This is a genomic window from Micromonospora sp. NPDC047074 (genome assembly GCF_040643815.1).
In the GTDB taxonomy this organism is placed as follows: domain Bacteria; phylum Actinomycetota; class Actinomycetes; order Mycobacteriales; family Micromonosporaceae; genus Micromonospora.
This window is the reverse complement of sequence record NZ_JBEYVB010000010.1, coordinates 32,103-51,699: the sequence shown is the minus strand read 5'-3', so window position 1 is coordinate 51,699 and position 19,597 is coordinate 32,103. Positions and strand designations below refer to the sequence as shown.

General features: G+C 74.6%; 17 protein-coding genes and 1 pseudogene. 8 read left to right on the top strand and 10 right to left on the bottom strand.

Features of this window, described 5'->3' with window-relative positions; all coding sequences use genetic code 11:
- Positions 1–28: 28 nt before the first annotated feature.
- A complete protein-coding gene (gene trpC / locus ABZ809_RS15615) occupies positions 29–892 on the bottom strand; it encodes an indole-3-glycerol phosphate synthase TrpC (protein ID WP_357563179.1) in 864 nt (287 codons plus the stop codon).
- Between the two features lie 430 nt (positions 893–1,322).
- Here trpC and ABZ809_RS15610 point away from each other — a divergent pair, with 430 nt between their 5' ends.
- A complete protein-coding gene (locus tag ABZ809_RS15610) occupies positions 1,323–1,580 on the top strand; it encodes a hypothetical protein (protein WP_357563178.1) in 258 nt (85 codons plus the stop codon).
- Here the strand turns inward: ABZ809_RS15610 and ABZ809_RS15605 are convergent.
- The 4 genes and pseudogenes from ABZ809_RS15605 to ABZ809_RS15590 all read right to left on the bottom strand — a co-directional run.
- Positions 1,573–2,202: a Trp biosynthesis-associated membrane protein gene (locus tag ABZ809_RS15605; protein WP_357563177.1), complete on the bottom strand. Its 630-nt coding sequence runs from the start codon at positions 2,200–2,202 to the stop codon at positions 1,573–1,575. The genes ABZ809_RS15610 and ABZ809_RS15605 overlap by 8 nt on opposite strands.
- Positions 2,199–3,788 (bottom strand): anthranilate synthase component I, encoded by a 1,590-nt coding sequence (locus ABZ809_RS15600; protein ID WP_357563176.1) that lies wholly within the window; start codon positions 3,786–3,788, stop codon positions 2,199–2,201. The genes ABZ809_RS15605 and ABZ809_RS15600 overlap by 4 nt, the downstream gene beginning before the upstream one ends.
- Entirely contained in the window at positions 3,785–4,222 is a 438-nt protein-coding gene (gene hisI / locus ABZ809_RS15595) for a phosphoribosyl-AMP cyclohydrolase (RefSeq protein WP_357563310.1), read from the bottom strand. Before hisI ends, ABZ809_RS15600 begins: the two co-directional genes overlap by 4 nt.
- A 180-nt stretch (positions 4,223–4,402) precedes the next feature.
- A pseudogene (locus tag ABZ809_RS15590) lies at positions 4,403–4,999 on the bottom strand (phosphoribosyl-AMP cyclohydrolase); the annotation flags it as partial.
- Positions 5,000–5,295: 296 nt separating this feature from the next.
- On the opposite strand from ABZ809_RS15590, the gene ABZ809_RS15585 reads away from it, so the two are divergent.
- Both ABZ809_RS15585 and ABZ809_RS15580 read left to right on the top strand, forming a co-directional pair.
- On the top strand, positions 5,296–6,033 hold the full coding sequence (locus ABZ809_RS15585; RefSeq protein ID WP_357563175.1) for an ABC transporter ATP-binding protein: 738 nt from the start codon (positions 5,296–5,298) through the stop codon (positions 6,031–6,033).
- Positions 6,030–6,785: an ABC transporter permease gene (locus tag ABZ809_RS15580; RefSeq protein WP_357563174.1), complete on the top strand. Its 756-nt coding sequence runs from the start codon at positions 6,030–6,032 to the stop codon at positions 6,783–6,785. The genes ABZ809_RS15585 and ABZ809_RS15580 overlap by 4 nt, the downstream gene beginning before the upstream one ends.
- A gap of 52 nt (positions 6,786–6,837) precedes the next feature.
- Here the strand turns inward: ABZ809_RS15580 and ABZ809_RS15575 are convergent, their stop codons facing one another.
- From ABZ809_RS15575 to ABZ809_RS15565, 3 genes are all read right to left on the bottom strand, one after another.
- Entirely contained in the window at positions 6,838–7,596 is a 759-nt protein-coding gene (locus ABZ809_RS15575; RefSeq protein ID WP_357563173.1) for a DUF2470 domain-containing protein, read from the bottom strand.
- Between the two features lie 148 nt (positions 7,597–7,744).
- Entirely contained in the window at positions 7,745–9,523 is a 1,779-nt protein-coding gene (locus ABZ809_RS15570; protein WP_357563172.1) for an ABC transporter ATP-binding protein, read from the bottom strand.
- A gap of 40 nt (positions 9,524–9,563) precedes the next feature.
- The gene (locus tag ABZ809_RS15565) at positions 9,564–11,438 is read right to left on the bottom strand and encodes an ABC transporter ATP-binding protein (protein WP_357563171.1); all 1,875 of its coding nucleotides are present in this window, start codon (positions 11,436–11,438) and stop codon (positions 9,564–9,566) included.
- 133 nt (positions 11,439–11,571) lie between these two features.
- Here ABZ809_RS15565 and ABZ809_RS15560 point away from each other — a divergent pair, with 133 nt between their 5' ends.
- The 3 genes from ABZ809_RS15560 (at position 11,572) to ABZ809_RS15550 (ending at position 15,245) form a co-directional block, all read left to right on the top strand.
- Positions 11,572–12,201 (top strand): TIGR03085 family metal-binding protein, encoded by a 630-nt coding sequence (locus ABZ809_RS15560; RefSeq protein ID WP_357563170.1) that lies wholly within the window; start codon positions 11,572–11,574, stop codon positions 12,199–12,201.
- A 125-nt stretch (positions 12,202–12,326) separates the two neighbouring features.
- Positions 12,327–13,280 (top strand): terpene synthase, encoded by a 954-nt coding sequence (locus tag ABZ809_RS15555; RefSeq protein WP_357563169.1) that lies wholly within the window; start codon positions 12,327–12,329, stop codon positions 13,278–13,280.
- A gap of 138 nt (positions 13,281–13,418) precedes the next feature.
- Positions 13,419–15,245 carry a long-chain fatty acid--CoA ligase gene (locus tag ABZ809_RS15550; RefSeq protein WP_357563168.1) on the top strand — a complete coding sequence of 609 codons (1,827 nt, stop codon included), beginning with the start codon at positions 13,419–13,421 and terminating at the stop codon, positions 15,243–15,245.
- A 46-nt stretch (positions 15,246–15,291) separates the two neighbouring features.
- Here ABZ809_RS15550 and ABZ809_RS15545 read toward each other — a convergent pair whose 3' ends face one another.
- Entirely contained in the window at positions 15,292–16,605 is a 1,314-nt protein-coding gene (locus tag ABZ809_RS15545; protein ID WP_357563167.1) for a low temperature requirement protein A, read from the bottom strand.
- A 132-nt stretch (positions 16,606–16,737) separates the two neighbouring features.
- Entirely contained in the window at positions 16,738–18,195 is a 1,458-nt protein-coding gene (locus ABZ809_RS15540; RefSeq protein ID WP_357563166.1) for a PLP-dependent aminotransferase family protein, read from the bottom strand.
- A gap of 58 nt (positions 18,196–18,253) precedes the next feature.
- Here ABZ809_RS15540 and ABZ809_RS15535 point away from each other — a divergent pair, with 58 nt between their 5' ends.
- Positions 18,254–18,907: a hypothetical protein gene (locus ABZ809_RS15535; RefSeq protein ID WP_357563165.1), complete on the top strand. Its 654-nt coding sequence runs from the start codon at positions 18,254–18,256 to the stop codon at positions 18,905–18,907.
- Positions 18,908–19,115: 208 nt separating this feature from the next.
- Positions 19,116–19,577 carry a hypothetical protein gene (locus ABZ809_RS15530; RefSeq protein ID WP_357563164.1) on the top strand — a complete coding sequence of 154 codons (462 nt, stop codon included), beginning with the start codon at positions 19,116–19,118 and terminating at the stop codon, positions 19,575–19,577.
- Positions 19,578–19,597: the final 20 nt, after the last annotated feature.

Sequence of the window (19,597 nt, the reverse complement as noted above, 5' to 3'; positions counted from 1 at the left end):
CTCTCCGGGCTGACGAACCGGCGCGAGCTCAGCGCGCCGGACGGGGAGTCGCCGGGTGGTTGCCGGCGTTGACCAGCTCGGCCACCGCCTCGCGGGGGCTCTTCTGGGTGACCAGGCCCTCGCCGACCAGGACCGCGTCGGCGCCCGCCGAGGCGTACCGGATGAGGTCGTGCGGGCCACGCACCCCCGACTCCGCGATCTTGACGACGCTGCTGGGCAGGCCGGGCGCGATCCGCTCGAACACCGAGCGGTCGACCTCGAGGGTACGCAGGTTGCGGGCGTTGACCCCGATGACCTGGGCACCTGCCTCCAGGGCCCGGTCGGCCTCCTCCTCGTCGTGCACCTCGACCAGCGCGGTCATGCCCAGCGACTCGATCCGCTCCAGCAGGCCCACCAGCGCGTTCTGCTCCAGGGCGGCCACGATCAACAGCACCAGGTCGGCGCCGTGGGCCCGGGCCTCGTGCACCTGGTAGCTGGAGACCACGAAGTCCTTGCGCAGCACCGGGATGTTGACGGCGGCACGGACGGCGGCCAGGTCGTCGAGCGAGCCGCCGAACCAGCGCCCCTCGGTGAGCACGCTGATCGCCCGCGCACCGCCTGCGGCGTAGTCGCCGGCCAGGTCGGCGGGGTCGGTGATCTCGGCCAGTCGCCCCTTGGACGGCGACGACCGCTTCACCTCGGCGATCACCGCGACGCCGGGCTTGCGCAGGGCCGCGTACGCGTCCAGCGGCGGCGGCGCGGCGGCGGCCAGTTCGCGGATGCGCTCCAGTGGAAGCTGCTCCTGTCGCCGGGCGACGTCCTCACGCACGCCGGCCAGGATCTCGTCGAGTACGCCTACGGACGCCGCCGGACCGGCTTCGTCCCCCTCCGCGTGCGCATGCTCAGCAGTCACCAACGGACTCCCCTCTCCGGGTGTCATGGGCCGATGCTAGGGGGCGCCACCTGGCGACAGGTGCCGGGGGTATGGCGTGCCTCACGAGATGGGCTGGGGCATAATGGCCGACCTCCGGTGAACGGGATGTCACGCAGGGCGACCGTCCTCGTCGACGGTCGCCACACGACCACCCCGCCCCCGCCACCCCGGCCATCGACATGATCCTATCCGCCGGCCCGGCGGACCGCTGCCTCGCCCTGCGGCACCGATACCCGTCGATCCTGTGACCTACCTCAAGGGCCAACGGCCCTTTCCCTGGTGGCGGCCCTGGAAGCAGAGTTGACGTGTCGGTCACCACGGCGAAACGTGAGCCAGCCAGCATCGTCCTCGGGCAGACTCGATGAGGCGCCTGCCCCACCGTAAACAACGATCTCCGTGCGGGGTGATCATGGGAACTGTCCAGCCCAACGAGACCATCGGACTGACGACCATCTCGCGGACCGTCGCGTCGCTCGCGGTCGGCGTCGTGCACACCCTGGAGCGCGCGGTGATCGGCGAGGCACGGATGCGCACCGCGCGGGGCAACGCCTGGGAGGCCGTCTGCGCCGACCGGGCCCGCGCCGACCAGCGGGCCGAGATCGACCGCCTGGTGGCGGAGCTGGCGGCGGCCCGGGCCGCCGCCCGGGAACGCCAGCCGGTCAGCTGACCGTCGGGTCCTCGCCCCGGTCCAGCGCGTCCCACGCCTCGGTGGTGTGCCGCCCGGTGACCCGGCCGTCCGCACCCGCGACGCCCGGGCGGGCGTCCCGTCGGGCCCGCCGCTCGTAGCGGGCGCCCATCGCCGGCCACCGGTGCCCCCGCAGCGCCGTCAGCAGCCCGCCCGCCCCCGCGAGCACCCCGCCGAGCAGGCAGAGCCCCGCCCAGTGCCGGCTGACCGCGCCGTCGAAGGCGGCGACGAGGCCGTAGCCTCCGCCGGCCGCCACCGCCGCGCCGAGCCCGCACAGCAGCCCACCCAGCAGCCGCCGCGCCCGGCCCCGGGTGGCGAGTACCGCGCCACCGCCGGCCAGCCCGACCAGCGCCAACGCCGGCAGCCAGGGCAACAGGCCGGCGCCCGTGCGCGCGTCGCGCAGCGGCGGCAACGGAGCGGGCCGGGCCGTCAGGTCGACCGCCCAGGTGCGGGTCGACGCCCACAGGGCCAGGCCCGCACCGGCCAGGCAGAGCAGCACCGCGTACGTCAGCTCGCGCCGGCCCGCGACGGCCCGCGCGCCCGCGCCCGCCTCGGCCACGGCGGCCGTCCCCGGTTCCCGGCCCCGCGGCTGCGCGGCCGTCATCGGGCGGGCCGCAGGGTCTCGGCGGCGGCGATGGCGGCGAGCACGGCGGCGGCCTTGTTCCGGGTCTCCTGGTCCTCGGCGGCGGGATCGGAATCGGCCACCACCCCCGCCCCGGCCTGCACGTACGCCCGACCGTCGCGCATCAGCGCGGTGCGGATGGCGATCGCCATGTCCAGGTCTCCGCCGAAGCCGAAGTAGCCCACGGTGCCGCCGTAGAGGCCGCGCCGGACCGGCTCCAGCTCTTCGATGATCTCCATGGCCCGCACCTTGGGCGCCCCGGAGAGGGTGCCGGCGGGGAAGGTCGCGGCCAGCGCGTCGAAGGCCGTACGGTCCTCGCGCAGCGTGCCGACCACGGTCGAGACGATGTGCATGACGTGGCTGTAGCGCTCGATGGTGGCGAACTCCGGCACCTCCACCGTGCCGGGCCGGCAGACCCGACCCAGGTCGTTGCGGCCCAGGTCGACAAGCATCACGTGCTCGGCCCGCTCCTTGGGGTCGGCGAGCAGCTCCGCGGCGAGCCGGGCGTCGGCCTCCGGGTCGCCGCCGCGCGGCCGGGTGCCGGCGATCGGATGCAGCAGCGCCCGACGCTGGCCGTCGGCGTCGCCGGTCACCTTCAGGTGCGCCTCCGGCGAGGACCCGACGATGTCGAAGCCGTCGAAGCGCAGCAGGTACATGTACGGGCTGGGGTTCGTCGTGCGCAGCACCCGGTAGACGTCCAACGGGTCGGCGTGCGTCTCCCGCTCGAACCGCTGGGCGAGCACGATCTGGAAGCACTCGCCGGCCCGGATCGCCTCCTTGGCCGCCTCGACGGCCTTCGGGTAACCGCCCTCGGGCGTGCGGCTGCGTACCTCGCCCGCCGGTGGCCGGTCGACTGTCGAGACCATCGGCGGGATCGGGCGGGACAGGGCGGTGGTCATCGCGTCGAGCCGGCCGACCGCGTGATGGTAGGCGGCCGTGACCCGCTCGTCGCGGTCCGGCTCGTCCGGCGGCGGCAGGATCGCGTTGGCCACCAGGATCGCGGAGCCGTCGTAGTGGTCGAGCACCACCAGGTCGGTCGCCAGCATCATGCCCAGCTCGGGCACGGCCAGGTCGTTCTCGGTCAGCTCGGGCAGTCGCTCGAAGCGCCGGATCAGCTCGTAGCCGAGGTAGCCGACCATGCCGCCGGTCAGCGGCGGCATGCCGCTGGCCGCGTCCCAGGCCGGGCCGGCGAGCGCCGCGACGGTCTCGCGCAGCACCCGGACCGGGTCGCCGGAGGTGGGCAGCCCGGCCGGCGGGTGGCCCGTCCACACCGCGGTGCCGTCGCGCTCGGTCAGCGTGGCGCTGCTGCGCACGCCGATGAACGAGTACCGCGACCAGGCGAGACCCGCCGAGCCGACACCCTGCTCGGCGGACTCCAGCAGGAAGGTCCCCGGGCCGCCGGCGAGCTTGCGGTAGACGCCGACCGGGGTCTCCGCGTCGGCGAGCAGCCGCCGGGTGACGGGGACGACCCGCCAGCGGGCGGCCAGCTCGGCGAAGGTGGCGAGGTCGGGGCTGACCGTGCCGTCGGTGCGGGAGCCCCCGCCGGGCGTCGCGCGCTGCGTGGTCACCGGCCACCCGCCCCGTCCCCGCCGACCGGCAGCTCGGTGAAGAAGCAGGTGCGCTGCCCCGTGTGGCAGGCCGCGCCCACCTGGTCGACGTCGACCAGCAGCGCGTCGCCGTCGCAGTCCAGCGCGACGGAGCGGACGTACTGGTGGTGCCCGGAGGTGGCGCCCTTGACCCAGTACTCCCGGCGGCTGCGCGACCAGTAGGTGGCCCGGCCGGTGGTCAGGGTGCGGTGCAGCGCCTCGTCGTCCATCCAGGCGACCATCAGCACCTCGCCGGAGTCGTGCTGGCGGACCACCGCGGCCACCAGGCCGTCGGAGGTGCGGCGCAGCCGGGCGGCGATGGCCGGGTCGAGCCGGGACGGACGGGCCGGGCCGGCGGCCGCGGGCTCCTGCGGACTGGGGTGGGCGCCGGTCACGGGCGCGTCAGGTGCGGGCACAGTGACCCATTGTCCCGCACGCGGGGCGGGCACCGGTGACGGCTCCCGCCGGGGGGCCGGCGGCCGGTGGGCGGGCCGGGTCAGCTGGTCGACGTACCGGTCCAGCCGGCCGTCGAGCAGGGCGTCGGCCAGGTCCGTCCCGGCGGCCCGCGCGACCTCGGCGGCGTACGGGCGGATCAGCGGCAGGACCCCGGCGACCAGCCGGGCCGCGGCGGCGCAGAGCTGCCCGGCGGCGCCGGGTCGCAGCCCGAGGCAGAGCAGCAGGTCCTCCCGGTAGTCGGGCGGCGCCACCGGCAGGTCCAGGGCGGCGGTGAGGGCCACCCGGCGCGACGCCACCCGGACCGTGGGGTTGGCCAGCCGCAACACGGACGGGCAGAGCCGGGCCAGGTCGGCGGCGGCCAGCCGGACGCCGAGACGGTCGTCGGCGTCCCGCGCGCCGGCCACCTTGCCGAGCGTCGCGATCAGCTCCTCCAGCTGCGGCTCCCCGGCGGGGTGGCAGAGCACCGGCAGGTCGATCCGGGACCGCCAGTGCGGATCCGCCCACAGCAGCCGGGCCGGCGCCGTCACCGGCAGCCCGAACGCCCAGTCGGCGGGCTCGCCGAGGCGGGCCAGCCAGGACCGGACGTCGCGGGCGGCCACCGAGACGTGGGTCAGCCGGCCGCCGTGTTCCGCGAGGTACGCCTGGCGGGCGGCGTACGGGGCGCCGGCGAGCAGCACGTCGACGTCGACGTCGCTGTGCGCCGTGGCGGCTCTGCGGGCGTGGCTGCCGCGCAGCATGATGCCGACCACGGGCTGCTCGGCAGCGGTTCGCAACCGGCCGGCCCATTCACCGAGGAAACCCTCGTCCGGTGACGCAGCGTGACCCACGGCGTCATCGTGCCGTACGCCCGATCAGGGCGCAATGCCCGATGCCGCGCCGGATGCCCGTTGCCAAGCCCAGTGTCCGGTCCGAAGGCTAATGCCCGACCGTTCTCGGCGCCGCCGTGGGGGTACCGCGCCGGAGCGTTGTGGCCCGGCCGACGGCCCCGCTAGCGTGACCTCCGACGGGTGCGGTGTTCTTCCGGGAGGCGCCGGTGGACGAGGCGATAGCCGTCCGGGGCCTGGTCGTCGACCGGGGCGGGCGACGGGTGCTGCACGGCATCGACGCGTCCGTGCCGCGCGGCCTGGTCACCGGGCTGCTCGGCCCGAGCGGCAGCGGCAAGACCACGCTGATGCGGGCGGTGGTCGGCGTGCAACTGGTCAGCGCCGGCTCCGTGACGGTGCTGGGGCGTCCCGCCGGCGCGCCGCAACTGCGCCACCGCGTCGGCTACCTCACCCAGGCCCCCAGCGTCTACGCGGACCTGACGGTGCGGGAGAACGTCCGCTACTTCGCCGCCCTGTACGGCCGGGGCCGGGCCGAGGCCGACCGCGCGGTCGCCGACGTCGGGCTCGGACCGGCCGCCGGCCAACTGGTCGGCACCCTCTCCGGCGGGCAGCGCAGCCGGGCGTCCCTGGCCTGCGCCCTGGTCGGGGAGCCGGAGCTGGTCGTCCTCGACGAGCCGACCGTCGGCCAGGACCCGGTCCTGCGGGCCGACCTCTGGGACCGGTTCCACGCCATGGCCGCCGCCGGCACCACCCTGCTGGTCTCCAGTCACGTCATGGACGAGGCGGCCCGCTGCGACCGGCTGCTGCTGATCCGCGAGGGGCGGCTGATCGCCGACGACACCCCCGACGCGGTCCGCGCCGCCGCCGGCACCGCCGACCTGGACGAGGCGTTCCTGCGGCTGATCAGGGCGGGCGGGCCGGGCCCCACCGGCCGGGAGGCGTCGTGAACCCCCGGATCCTGGCCGCCACCACCGGCCGCGTCCTGCGCCAGCTGCGGCACGACCGGCGCACCGTGGCGCTGCTGGTGGTGGTGCCGTCGGTGCTGCTCACCCTGGTCCACTACATGTACGTCGACCAGCCCGCCCCGCCGGGCCAGCCGTCGACGTTCGACCGGGTCGCCCTGGTGATGCTCGGCTTCTTCCCCTTCGTGATCATGTTCCTGGTGACCAGCATCGCGATGCTGCGCGAGCGCACCTCGGGCACGCTGGAGCGGCTGCTCACCACCCCGCTGGGCAGGCTCGACCTGCTCATCGGCTACGGCGTCGCGTTCGGGCTGGCCGCGGTGGCGCAGGCCGTCATCGCGTCGGTGGTCGCGTACGGGGTCCTCGGGCTGGACACCGCCGGCAGCAGCGGCCTGGTGATCATGATCGCCGCGCTGAACGCGGTGCTCGCCGTCGCGCTCGGGCTGTTCTGCAGCGCCTTCGCCCGCACCGAGTTCCAGGCCGTGCAGTTCATGCCGGTCGTGGTGGTGCCCCAGTTGCTGCTCTGCGGGCTCTTCGTGCCGCGGGGCGAGATGGCCGGCTGGTTGCAGGCGGTCAGCGACGTGCTGCCGCTGTCGTACGCCGTCGAGGCGCTCCAGGAGGTCGGGGCCAACTCCGCGCCGACCGGCACGATGTGGCGGGACGTGGCGGTGGTGGCCGGCGCGGCGGCGCTGGCGCTGGTGCTCGCGGCAGCCACCCTGCGACGGCGCGGCGGCTGACGGCGCCGGCCGCCGACCAGGCGCGGGTCAGGCGTCGTCGGTGCCGGCCCGGTCAGGCGTGGTCGGCGTGCCGGGAGACGGCGTGCCGGCAGACCAGCGGGTGCAGGATGCGGGCCAGCTCCGCCTGGCCGGCCAGCGGGCGCGGGAACTCCAGCCGGACGCGCCGGCGGGCGCCGGGCCGGCCGTGGGAGACCAGCAGGCCGTACCTGTCGATCCGGACCACCCGGGGCGCGGTGTCGGGGGCGTCGCCCGCGAGGCCGAGCTGGCGGCGCAGGTAGCCGGCGACCTCGGCGCCGTGGTGCTCGGCGAGGTCGGCCAGCAGCCCGGCCTCGACCGGGTGCAGCGGGTCGGGCTCGGCCTCGGCGTACGCCCCGGGATCGATCCGGCGCACGGAGTCGCCGCGTTCCCAGCGGGCCTCGACCACCTCGAAGCGGTGCAGCCGGAACCGGGTGCCGACGTCGAGCAGGTCGCCCGTCGGCTCCGCCGCCGCGAAGTCCAGCGCGGCGTGTCGCTCCTCCGCCCCGTCGAGCCGGGACGCCCAGCCGGACACCCAGGCGCGGCCGAGGCTCGGCGCGCCGGCGGCCGGCGGCAGGTCGAGCACGTCGAGCACCAGCGCGACGTCGGAGTCGCCCGCGGCGGGCCGCAGCGCGGCGGCGAGGTCGCTGACCACCGGCACCAGCAGCAGGACCCGCCCGTCGGGGTCGGTCGCGTGCCGGACCTGGTGTGGGCCGGGCCGGTGCGCGACGTGCACGAGGCCGGGCAGCCGGCCCGAGACGAGGGTACGGACGATCTCCGCCGGGCTCGGTCGCATGGCACGACTCCTCTGTAGGTTAGGCTTACCTAACTCGGAGACTAGAGCACCCGACCGGAGACGTCCAGCGCGATCAAGATCGGGCCACCGCCCCGGCCCTCCCCCGCCCCCGACGCGCCGGCGACGGAGTGCCACGCCCGCCGACCGCTCAGCGGGTCTGCTCCAGCCAGGAGGCGTAGAGCAGGCCGTAGACCGACTCGGGGTCGCGGACCAGCTCGTCGTGCGGGCCGCGCTGCACGATCCGGCCCCGGTCCACCACGATCACCTCGTCTGCGGCCTGCGCGGTGGAGAGCCGGTGCGCGATCGCGAGGGTGGTACGCCCCCGGGTGACCGCGTCCAGGGTGCGTTGCAGCCGCACCTCCGTGGCGGGGTCGACCGCGCTGGTCGCCTCGTCCAGCACCAGCAGGTCCGGATCCGCCACGTACGCGCGGGCCAGCGCGACCAACTGCCGCTCACCGACGCTCAACGCCTCGCCCCGCTCCCCCACCGGGGTGTGCAGCCCCGACGGGAGCCCGTCCACCCAGTCGGCCAACCCCAGCTCGGCGAAGGCCACCGCGAGCTGCTCGTCGGTCAGCTCGGGGCGGGCGAACCGGACGTTCTCGGCCACGGTGGCGTCGAAGAGGAAACCGTCCTGCGGCACCATCACCACCCGCGCGCGCAACGAGGCGAACCGGACCCGCTCCAGCGGCACACCGGAGAGCAGCACCTGGCCGGCGGTCGGATCCATCAACCGGGTGAGCAGCTTCGCGAAGGTGGTCTTGCCGCTGCCGGTCTCGCCCACCACCGCCACGCGGCTCTTCGCCGGGATCTCCAGGCTGATGTCGTGCAACACCGGCGGTCCGCCCGGGTACGCGAAGCGCACCCCCGCGAAGCGGATGTCCAGCGGGCCCGACGGCAGCTCACGCCCCTGCTCGCCCGGGTCGGCGACGTCGGGCGCGACGTCCAGCACGTCCAGCACCCGGCGCCAGCCGGCGATGGCGTTCTGCGCCTCGTTGAGCACCTCGGTGGCGACCTGCACCGGCTGGATGAAGAGCGTGACCAGGAAGAGGAACGCGGTCACCTCGCCGACGCTCAGGGTGCGGTCGGCGCCGAGGGTAACCCCGAGCACCACCACGCCGGCCAGCGCGAACCCGGCCGCCAACTCCCCGACCGAACTGCCCACGATGCTGATCCTGATCGCCCGCTGCTGGGCCCGCCGCTGGGCGTCGATCGCCTCGTCCAGCCGTCGGGCGGTCCGCCCAGCGATCCCGTAGGCCCGGATCACCGGCGCGCCGACCACGCTCTCCCCGATCGTGCCGAGCAGCGTCCCGGTGCGCTGCCGGACCACCCCGTACGCCCCGGCGAGGCGCCGCTGGAGCAGCCGGATCACGAACACCGCGGGCAGGAAGGCGGCGAAGACCACCAGGGTCAACTGCCAGGAGTACGCGAGCATGACCAGCGTGGTGATCGCCAACTGGCCGAGGTTGACCACCAGGATCACGCCGCCCCACTGGAGGAACTGGGTGATCTGGTCGACGTCGCTGGTCACCCGGGAGACCAGCGAACCGCGCCGCTCGGACTGCTGGTGCAGCATCGACAGGTCGTGCACGTGCCGGAACGCCCGCACCCGCACGTTCGCCAGCGCCGTCTCGCTGACCGTGAAGAGCCGGCGCGTCATCAGATACCCGCAGAACGTGGTGACCACCAGCACCGCGGCGGTGGCCGCGACCACCGTCCAGACCACGGTCAGGTCCAGGCCGCCGACGATGCCGTTGTCGATGCCCTGCTGCACCGCCACCGGCACGGCCGCCCGGCCGACCATGTAGACCAGGGCCAGGCCGAGCGTGCCGGCGAGGCCGACCCGCAGCTCCGGGGAGAGCGCCAGGCCGCGCCGCAGCGTCTGCCAGGTCGTCTCGGTCTCCCGCTCATCCGTCACATCCGCGCTCACCGGTCCACCCCTCCCTGCACGACTGCGGGCTGCGCTGCGCTCACCGGTCCACCTCGATCTCCAGGCCCGAGGGGAGCGGCGCCACCTCGTCGTACGGCTCGTCCTTGGCGTGGTCGACCTCGGCCTGCTCGTAGGCGGTGACCAGGTCGGCGTAGCCCGGCACGGTGGCCAGCAGCTCGGCGTGCGGGCCGCTGGCGACCACCCGGCCCTGCTCCAGGTAGACCACCTCGTCGGCCAGCGCGATGGTGGCCCGCCGGTAGGCGACCACCAGGATCGACGCGGCCGGCGCCCCGCCCGCCGAGGAACGCAGCCCGGCCAGGATCGCCGCCTCCACCCGGGGGTCGACGGCGCTGGTCGCGTCGTCGAGGACCAGCAGTCGCGGCCGGCCGGCGAGCGCGCGGGCCAGGGTGAGCCGCTGCCGCTGGCCGCCGGAGAGCGAGGTGCCCCGCTCGCCGACCTTCGTGTCGAGGCCCTCGGGCAGGGCGGCGACGAAGCCGTCCGCCTCGGCCAGCCGCAGCGCGGCCCAGACGTCCTCGTCGCCGATGCCCGGCCGGTCCAGGGTGATGTTGGCCCGCACCGTGTCGTCGAAGACGAACGGCACCTGGGCGACCAGCGCGGCGGTGCCGGCCAGCGAGGCGGCGGTGAGCTGGCGTACGTCGACCCCGTCCAGGCTGACCGTGCCGGCCCGGGGGTCGACCAGACGCACGGCCAGCGAGGCGATCGTCGACTTGCCGGAGCCGGTCGGCCCGACCAGGGCGACCGTCCTGCCCGCGGGCACGTCGAAGGAGACCTCGCCGAGCACCTGCGTGCCGGGCAGGTGCGCCTCGGCCGGTTCGTAGCCGAAGTGGACGTCGGCGAACGTGAGGGTGGCCGGGCGGGGCTCCGCCGGGTCGAGGGTCGTGTCGCCGTACGGCATCTCGCCGGTGGCGTCGAGCACCCGGCGGACCCGGTCCCAGCCGGCGACGCTGCGCGGCAGCTCGGCCAGCACCCAGCCGATGGCCCGCACGGGAAAGGCCAGCACCGTGAAGAGGAAGGCGACGCTGACCAGCTCGGCGACGGTGATCGCGCCCTGCCGCAGCCGGAGCGTGCCGACCACCAGCACGGCGAGGGTGCCGAGGCTGGGCAGGGTCTCCAGCAGCGGGTCGAACACGCCGCGCAGCCGCCCCACCGCCACCAGCGCGTCGCGCAGCTCGCCCGCGCGGGCGGCGAACCGCCCGGTCTCCTGCGCCTCCCGACCCATCGTCTTGACCACCAGGGCGCCGTCGAAGCTCTCGTGGGCGATGCCGCTGACCTCGGCGCGCAGGCGCTGGGCCCGGGCCTGGCGGGGTGCCATCCGGCGGGAGTAGGCGACGTTGAGCCCGAACAGCGCCGGGAAGACCGCGAGGCCCACCAGGGCCAGCGCCCAGTCGGTGACGAAGAGCGACGCCACCGCGCCGACCAGCATCACCAGGGTGCCGACCGCGAACGGCAGCGGGGCGATCGGGTGCCAGGCGGCCTCGACGTCGGAGTTGGCGTTGGACAGCAACGTGCCGGTGGCGTTGCGGTGGTGCCAGGACAGCGGCAACTCCAGGTAGCGGCGGGTGACCCGGCGCCGGTAGGCGGCCTGGAGGCGGTACTGCATGTAGCCCGCGCCGAGCCGGCGGCCGAAGATGCCGGCGATCCGCAGCACGCTGATGCCGAACAGCGCGACCGCCGCCAGGGCGAGCCCGGCGGCCCCGACCGAGCCGCGCTCGATCGCCGGCACCACCACGTCGCCGACCACGGCACCCACCACGTAGGCGCTGCCGACCGTCATGGCCCCGAAGAGCACGCTGCCGGTCACCGCGACCGCGAAGATGCGCGGCTCCTCACGAATCGCTTGCCAGAGGACGGCAAGCCCTCGACCGAGCACGTCCCGACTTGTCCTGCTAGCCACTCTCTCCCCCGCCGTAAGCCGCAATTATCTCCCTCATCCTTACCGGTCGCGGTCAGCTCCGCCGACCCGGCCAGCATGTCCGCCGTCACGTCTCGGCGCGCCGATCCGGCCGTACGCGCCTACGATCGGTGCCATGCCGCGGTACGCCCGATCGGAGCGCGAGGCGCTCGCCGACCTGATGCTGGAGCTGGGACCGGACGCGCCGACGGTCAACGAGGGGTGGACCACCCGCGACCTCGCCGCCCACCTGGTGTTACGGGAACGCCGGCCCGACGCCGCGGGCGGCATCCTGCTCCCGCCGTTACGTGGTCACGCCGAGCGGGTGCGGCTGCGCATCGCCGCCCGCCCCTGGCCGCGCCTGATGGACCAGGTTCGCCGGCCGCCGGCGTGGAGCCCGGTCAGCAACCCGGTGACCGACGAGCTGGCCAACACGATGGAGTTCTTCATCCACCACGAGGACGTCCGCCGGGCCAGCCCCGGCTGGCTCCCCCGCGACCTGCCGGCCGGGCTCCAGGCGGTGCTGTGGCGGCGGTGCGCCGGGCTGGCCCGGCTGGCGCTGCGCCGCTTCCCCGCCGACGTCCTCGTCCAGGCTCCCGGTTACGGCGCACTCTCCGTCGGCCGGGGCGGCGAGCCCGTCCGGGTGGTCGGGTCACCCGGCGAGTTGACCCTGTTCCTCTCCGGCAGGCAGCGGGTCGCCCGGGTGCAGGTCGACGGGCCGCCGGCGTTGGCCGGCCAGCTCCGGGGCGCCGACCTGGGCATGTGACCTGCTGTGCGCAAGCGGTCACGCAGAGATCTGGGAACGCGCTCTCCCCAACGACGGGAGCCGATCCCTGCTCCCGTACGCTGTTGCGCGCCGTCCCACCCGGGGGCGGCGCGACAGGGGGCACCATGCGGACCTTTGCGGTCTCGGCGCTACGTGAACCCCCCTTTCCCGCACGCCGGCACGGCGCCACCGATCGGGTGGCGCTGGAGAGCATCGACTGGGCGCTCCGCCACAAGCTGATCAGAACCGGGCACCGGCTGCACCGGCTGCGCCGCGCCGACGCCGCCGGGCTGGCCGGGCGGGCCTGCCCGGAGGGGCCGATCGACCGCCTGCGGCTGCTCACCGACCTGATCTCCTGGCTGTTCGTGATGGACGACGCCTGCGACGAGGACGGCCTCGGCGAGGCCCCCACCCGGCTGGCGCCGACCGTCGCGGCCCTGCTGGACGTACTCGACCGGCAGGGAGCCCCGGCCGGCGGGCCCGCCACCGATGCCGGCCCGCTCGGCGAGGCACTGGGCGACCTGTGCCGGCGGGTCCGGGCCACCGGGTCGCCGGCGTTCCTGCTGCGCTTCGTCGGCGACGTGCGGGAGTACCTGCTGGCGCTGCTCTGGGAGGCGGCGAACCGGGAGCACGGGCGGGTGCCGGAACTGGCCGAGTACGTGCAGATGCGCCGGCACACGGGGGCGGTCCACCCCAGCTTCACTCTCACCGAGCTGGCCGCCGGGCCGCCGCCGGACCCGTCGAGTCGCGCGGACCCCGCGCTGGTCGCGCTCGACCTGCTCGCCGCCGACCTGGTCTGCTGGTGCAACGACGTCTTCTCGTACGGCAAGGAGAACGTCTCCCAGCCGGACGCGCACAACCTGGTCACGGTGATCGCCGCCGGCCGGCCGGCGGGCGAGGAGGCGGTGGCCCTGCGCGCGGCGGCCGACCGGTTCAACGACTCCCTGGCAACGTACCTGGCGACGGAGAAGGCGCTGCTCGCGACCGGGCACGACGGCTTCCAGCCGGCCCTCACCGCCCGGCGCAACTGGATCCGGGCCACCTACGACTGGTCGCTGGGGGCCGACCGGTACGCCTGAGTCGGGCGCCGCGCACCCCAGACGTGGCCCAGCCGTGATCCACAGGGCTAGCCGATGCCCAGGCGCAGGCAATACCCTTCGGTAACGAACACTGACGTGACGATCGTCACGCCTCCACCCCCGAAGGCGGCTACAGCGATGGCTCTCGATGTACCGTACCGTTCCATCCCCGACATGTTCCTCAAGCGCGTGGCGGCGTCCCCCGACCGCGACGCCTTTGCCCACCCGGCCGCCGACGACTCCGGCCCGGTCTGGCTGAACTGGGAGCAGGTGGCCCACCGCGCCAAGGCGGTCGCCGCCGGGCTGCACGGGCTCGGCGTCGGTCTGGAGGATCCGGTCGCGATCCTGGCGAACACCCGGCTCGACTGGGTGATCGCCGACCTCGGCATCATGTGCGCCGGCGGTGCGACCACCACCGTCTACCCGACCACGGAGCCGGAGGACGCGACCTACATCATCGCCGACTCCGGGTCCCGGGTGCTGTTCGCCGAGAACCCGGCCCAGGCCGCCAAGATCGCCGGGGCGGACCTGCCGGCGCTGACCCACGTCGTGCTCTTCGACGGCGCCGCCGACCCGTCCGCCGCCGTCCCCCAGCTCACGCTCGCCGAGCTCGAGGAGCGGGGCACCAGCGCGCTGGCCGCCGAGCCCGACCTGATCGAGATGCTGGTGGCCGGGATCGGCCCCGACCACCTCGCCACGCTGATCTACACCTCGGGCACGACCGGGCGCCCCAAGGGCGTCGAGCTGCTACACGGCGGCTGGTGCTGGGAGGGCGTGGCACAGGCCGACGTGGGGCTGCTCCGCGACGACGACCTGCAGTACCTCTGGCTCCCGCTGTCCCACTCGTTCGGCAAGACCCTGCTCTGCGGGGCGATCCACGTGGGCCTGCCGACGTACGTCGACGGCCGGGTGGACAAGCTGGTCGACCTGCTCTCGGTGATCCGGCCGACGCTGATGTGCGGTGCGCCCCGGGTGTTCGAGAAGGTCTACAACAAGGCGGTGACCACCGCGCAGGCCGGTGGCGGCGCAAAGGCGAAGATCTTCGCCTGGGGCGTCCGGGTCGGCAAGGAGAAGGTCGCCCTGGAGCAGGCCGGCCGGCCGCTCCCGACCGGGCTGAAGCTGAAGTACGCGGTGGCCGAGAAGCTGGTGTTCAGCAAGCTCCAGGCCCGCCTCGGCGGTCGGATCCGGGTGCTCGTCTCGGGCGCCGCCCCGCTCAGCCCGGAGATCGCCACCTTCTTCGCCGCGGCGAACCTGCCGATCTCCGAGGGCTACGGCCTGACCGAGACCAGTGCCGGCAACTTCGTCAACCCGCCGCAGGGGCTGCGGATCGGCACGGTCGGCAGGGCGATGGGCGACCTGGAGTGCCGGATCGACACCGACGGCGAGATCCTGGTGCGCGGCCGGCCGGTGATGCGCGGCTACCACAACCTGCCCGAGGAGACCGCCGCCGCGTTCACCGAGGACGGGTTCTTCCGCACCGGTGACATCGGCACCCTGGACGCCGACGGCTACCTGAAGATCACCGACCGGAAGAAGGACCTGGTCAAGACCTCCGGCGGCAAGTACATCGCGCCCTCGCACATCGAGGGGATGTTCAAGGCCACCTGCCCGTACACGTCGCAGGCGGTGGTGATCGGCCAGGCCCGCAACTACTGCACGATGCTGGTCACGCTGGACCCGGAGGCGATCAAGGGCTGGGCCGCCGGCACCCCGCTGGAGGGCCGCGACTACACCGAGATCGTCACCTCGTCGGAGGCGAAGGCCATGGTCGAGGGGTACGTGGCCGAGCTCAACGCCAAGCTCAACCGCTGGGAGACGATCAAGAAGGTCGCCATCCTGCCGCGCGACCTGACCATCGAGGACGGCGAGATCACCCCGTCGCTGAAGATCAAGCGCCGCGGTGTGGAGAGCAACTTCGCCGGCGAGATCGAGAAGATGTACGCGGGCACGCTCGCCGAGCTCTGAGCGCACGACGCCGGTGGCCCCGCTCCCGCGAGCGGGGCCACCGGCGTCAGAGATGGTGGCCCCGCCACCGGGTCTGCTCCTCCTCGGAGGCGATCTGCTCCTCCAGCGCCACCTGCCGCACCTGCCGCCGCCGGTGGGTGTCGACGACGGTCTGCGCCGCGACCACCAGCACGGCGGTCGCCGCCAGCACGGCCAGGGCGACCAGTTCCGGCAGCCTCGCGGCCACCGGGACCAGCAAGACGAGAAGCACGACCCCGCCGACGAACGGCCACCGGGGCACGCCGAGCGCCCGCCGGCCGAGCATGATCAGCGTGGACCCGTAGAGCAGCACCCCGCCGTAGAGGGCCAGCAGGTCGAATCCGGGCAGGGGCACGCCCCAGCTCGGGGTTTCCGGCGCCGCACCCTCCTGGATGAGCCCCTTGAGGCCGAGGGCGAAGAGGATCACGCCCGCGATCAGCGGCAGGTGCAGGTAGGTGTAGACGTCCCGGGCCAGCCGGGCGCGGGCGTCCGGGTCGCGGGTGCGGTGCAGGGCCTGCTCCATGGCGAGGGCGAGGGTGTCGAAGTACGCCCACCACAGCGACGCCACCACCGCGATGCCAAGGACCGCGGAGATGATCACCGGCCAGGTCAGCGGCAGGCCGGTGGTGGCGCCGGGAGCGATCCCGAGCGCGATGATCGACTCGCCGAGCGCCACCATGATGATCAGCGCGTGCCGTTCCGCCCAGTGCCCCGCCGACAGCACCGTCCACCGGGCCCGGTGCTGGGCCAGGCCCGAGCCGTACTCGACGCCGAGCGCGGCGATCCAGAACACGAGCCGGAGCGCGAACTCCGCCGTGTCGTCGCCGAGCCGCTGCGGCACCAGCGCGGCGGCGAGAATGAATGCGGTCGCCACCAGGAACGGCAGGGCCAGCCGCGGGATCCGGTGACGCACCGCCGGGTCGGTGCGGACGGCCCAGAGGAAGATCGACACCTGGCTCGCGCGGACCAGGAAGTAGCAGGTGGCGAAGACCAGCGGCCCGGAGAGCCCGCCCGGCCGGTCGATGAACGCCTTCGGCAGGCTCAGCGCGAGCACGAACACGAGGGCCGAGATGGCGAAACCGAACAGTGGCACGATCCCCTGGTCGGTGCGGACCACGTTGCCCAGCGCGGCGAAGCCGGTCCAGCACCACCAGAGCAGGGCGAGCACCACCAGGCACTGGACCAGGCCGCGTCCGGTCAGGTTGCCGGCGGTCACCGTGGTGACGTTGAGGAAGGCGAAGACGAAGACGAGGTCGTAGAAGAGCTCGATGCGGGTGGTGCGGGAGCCCGGCGCGCTCGGCCAGACGCCGCGCGGCCACCTGATGTCGCCCGGGTTCCCCACCTGCGCAGTCTCCCAGCCGGCGGGTGGGCACAGGGCCCATCCCGGCGAGCCGGGTCGCGCCGTTGCCGAAGACGACAGCGGTTCGGCCGGCCGCCGGCCAGGGCCGGCCGGCCGTCAGGGGGCGGGCGACGGTCAGGCGATGACCGCCGGTTCCCGCCACCGTCGACGGCCGCCGTGGTCCAGGTCGTACCGGACGGCGGCGATCCGGCCGACCGCCTCCGCCAGGTCGGCGGCCGGCAGGGTGAACGGCAGCCGCAGGAAGCGCTCCAGCGTGCCGTCCAGGCCGAACCGGGGACCGGGCGCCAGGCGTACGCCCACCTCCTCGGCGGCCCGGGCGAGCGCGCTGGAGATGGGCCCGTCGAGCTCCGCCCAGAGGGTCACCCCGCCGTGCGGGACGGTGACCCGCCACTCGGGCAGGTGCTCGGCGAGCGCCGCCAGCAGCGCGTCCCGCTGGGTGGTGAGCTGCGCCCGGCGCGCGGCGACGATGGCCGGGGCGTCGGCGAGCAGGTGGACCGCCACCAACTGGTCCAGGACCGGGCTGGCCATGTCGACACCGACCCTGGCGGCGGCCAGCCGCTGCACCTGCGGGGCGGAGGCACGGACCCAGCCGATCCGCAGGCCGCCCCAGAACGGCTTGCTCATCCCCCCGATGGTGACCACCCGGGAGTGCCGGTCGAAGCTGGCGGTGGGCGGGGGCAGCACCGTCCCGTCCAGCGGCAGGTCGACGAAGGACTCGTCGACGATCAGGTCGGTGCCGACGGCGTGCCCGGTGGCCACCACCTGCTCGCGCAGCGCCGCCGGCATCAGGTGCCCGGTCGGGTTCTGGAAGTCCGGGATCAGGTACGCCAGCTTGGGCCGGGCCTGCCGGAGGGCGCCGAGCAGCAGGTCGGCGTCCCAGCCGGGCTCCTCGACGGCCAGGCCGTGCGTGGTGATGCGGGCCCGGCGGGCGGCCAGCGCGGCCAGCGCGTTCGGATAGCTGGGCGCCTCGACCAGCACGTTGCCGCCGGGGGCGAGCGTCAGGCGGAGCACCAGGTCGAGGGCGTGCTGGGTGCCGTTGGTGACCATGATCTGGTCGGGCGAGGTGGGCAGGCCCCGGTCGGTGTACGCGCGGGCCACCGCCTCGCGCAGCTCGATGATCCCGGTCGGGTGGTAGCCGGCGCCGCCCAGGTAGCGGGGCAGGTCCTCGGCCGCCGCGCGGGCGGCCGGCAGCAGCTCGGGCGGCGCGGCGAGCGCGGCCACCCCGAGATCGATCATGTCCCGGTCGTCCAGCGGGGTCCAGAGCCCGGTGCTCGCCACCCGGTGGGTGCCCGGGAGCATCGTCCAGCTACCGGCACCCCGCCGGCTGGCCAGGTGCCCGCTCTCCCGCAGCTCCCGGTACGCGGCCGTGACCGTGGTCCGGCTGATCCGCAGGGCCTCGGCCAGTTCCCGTTCCGCCGGGAGGCGTACGCCCAGGGGCAGCCGGCCGTCGGCGAGCAGGCCACGGACGGTGCCGGCCAGCGCCGCGTAGTCGGGGCTGCGGCGACGGGCGGGGAGCGCGTGCCACTGACCGAGGAGCCGGGCCAATTGGACACCTCTAACCTGACTCGTCACGGCCACTCCTCCAGAATTGGCTCTTACGCTGCACCAATTGGCCTTTAGCGTGGCATGGGTGAAACCGATTGGCAATCTCCGGTACCGGCCCGCGCGGCGGCTGGCCCAGCTCTACGCGGGGCTCGTCCTCTACGGCGTGAGCATGACCCTGATGATCAACTCGGGGCTGGGCCTGGACCCGTGGGACGTGTTCCACCAAGGCCTGTCCGAGCTGACCGGCCTCTCCTTCGGCACCGTCACCATCGCGGTGGGCGCGCTGGTGCTGCTGCTCTGGATTCCCCTGCGTCAGCGACCCGGGCTCGGCACGGTCAGCAACGTACTGGTGATCGGGCTGGTCGTGGACGCCACGCTCGCGCTGCTGCCGGCGGGCGGACCGCTGGCCGCCCGGATCGCGCTGCTGGCCGCCGGCATCGTGGCCAACGGCGCCGCGACCGCCCTCTACCTCGGCGCCCGCCTCGGGCCCGGCCCCCGCGACGGCCTGATGACCGGCTACGTCGCCCGCCGGCCCGGCCGCTCCGTCCGGCTCGTCCGGACCGTCATCGAGGTCACCGTGCTGGCCCTGGGCTGGCTGCTCGGCGGGACGGTGGGCGTGGGCACCGTCGCCTACGCGCTCGCCATCGGCCCGCTGACCCAGGCCTTCCTGCCGCTGTTCACCGTCGCCGAGCCGGACAACCGTCCGCAGGGCCCCCTCGCGCCGCTGCCGGCGTCCTGACCCGCCACCATGGCCGGAAGCGTGCCCGCGTCTCGACCCGTCGGCGGCCGTCGGCGGTCGACCGACCCGGCCCGCCGGCGCCTGACCCGGGCCGGTCGGGCGCGTCGCCCCCGCTCCACCCCGGAGCCCCGGCACGGCGACCCCTGTCCCGGAACGCGGACGAGATGCCGGTGTTCCCTTCCGGGGCGACGCCCGGCAGAATCCTCGCATGGGGGAGAACGGATGGCGCTGGACCGACGCCTGGATCTTCGTCTCGGTGGTGATCGCCAGCGGTGCGGGACGGCACCGCCGGGCGGCGTCCAGCAGACGCCCCGAGGGCGTACGACTCGCCGACGTGCTCTCCACCGCCGACCACCTCAACCAGGCGATCCCCGAACGACACGAGGTGGAGACGGCCGTCCGACGCCTCCTCGGTAGCGGTCTGGTCAGCGTCACCGACGGCTGGTTCCGGATCACCGACGACGGGGAGCGCCTGTGGCGCACCCGCCCGAGCGCCGGGCTGGCCACCACTGTCGACACCGTGCAGGGCGCGCTCAGCCGCCGGCACACCCCGGTCAGCGCGGAGTGGCACCTGGACGAGGCCGACCACGCCGCCGCCGTCCAGGAGTACGTGGTGCGTTCGATCCCGGCACCCCGGCGCTCGACCGAGAACCGGTCCCGCCCGGACTGACCCCGCCGCTGCCCCTGGAA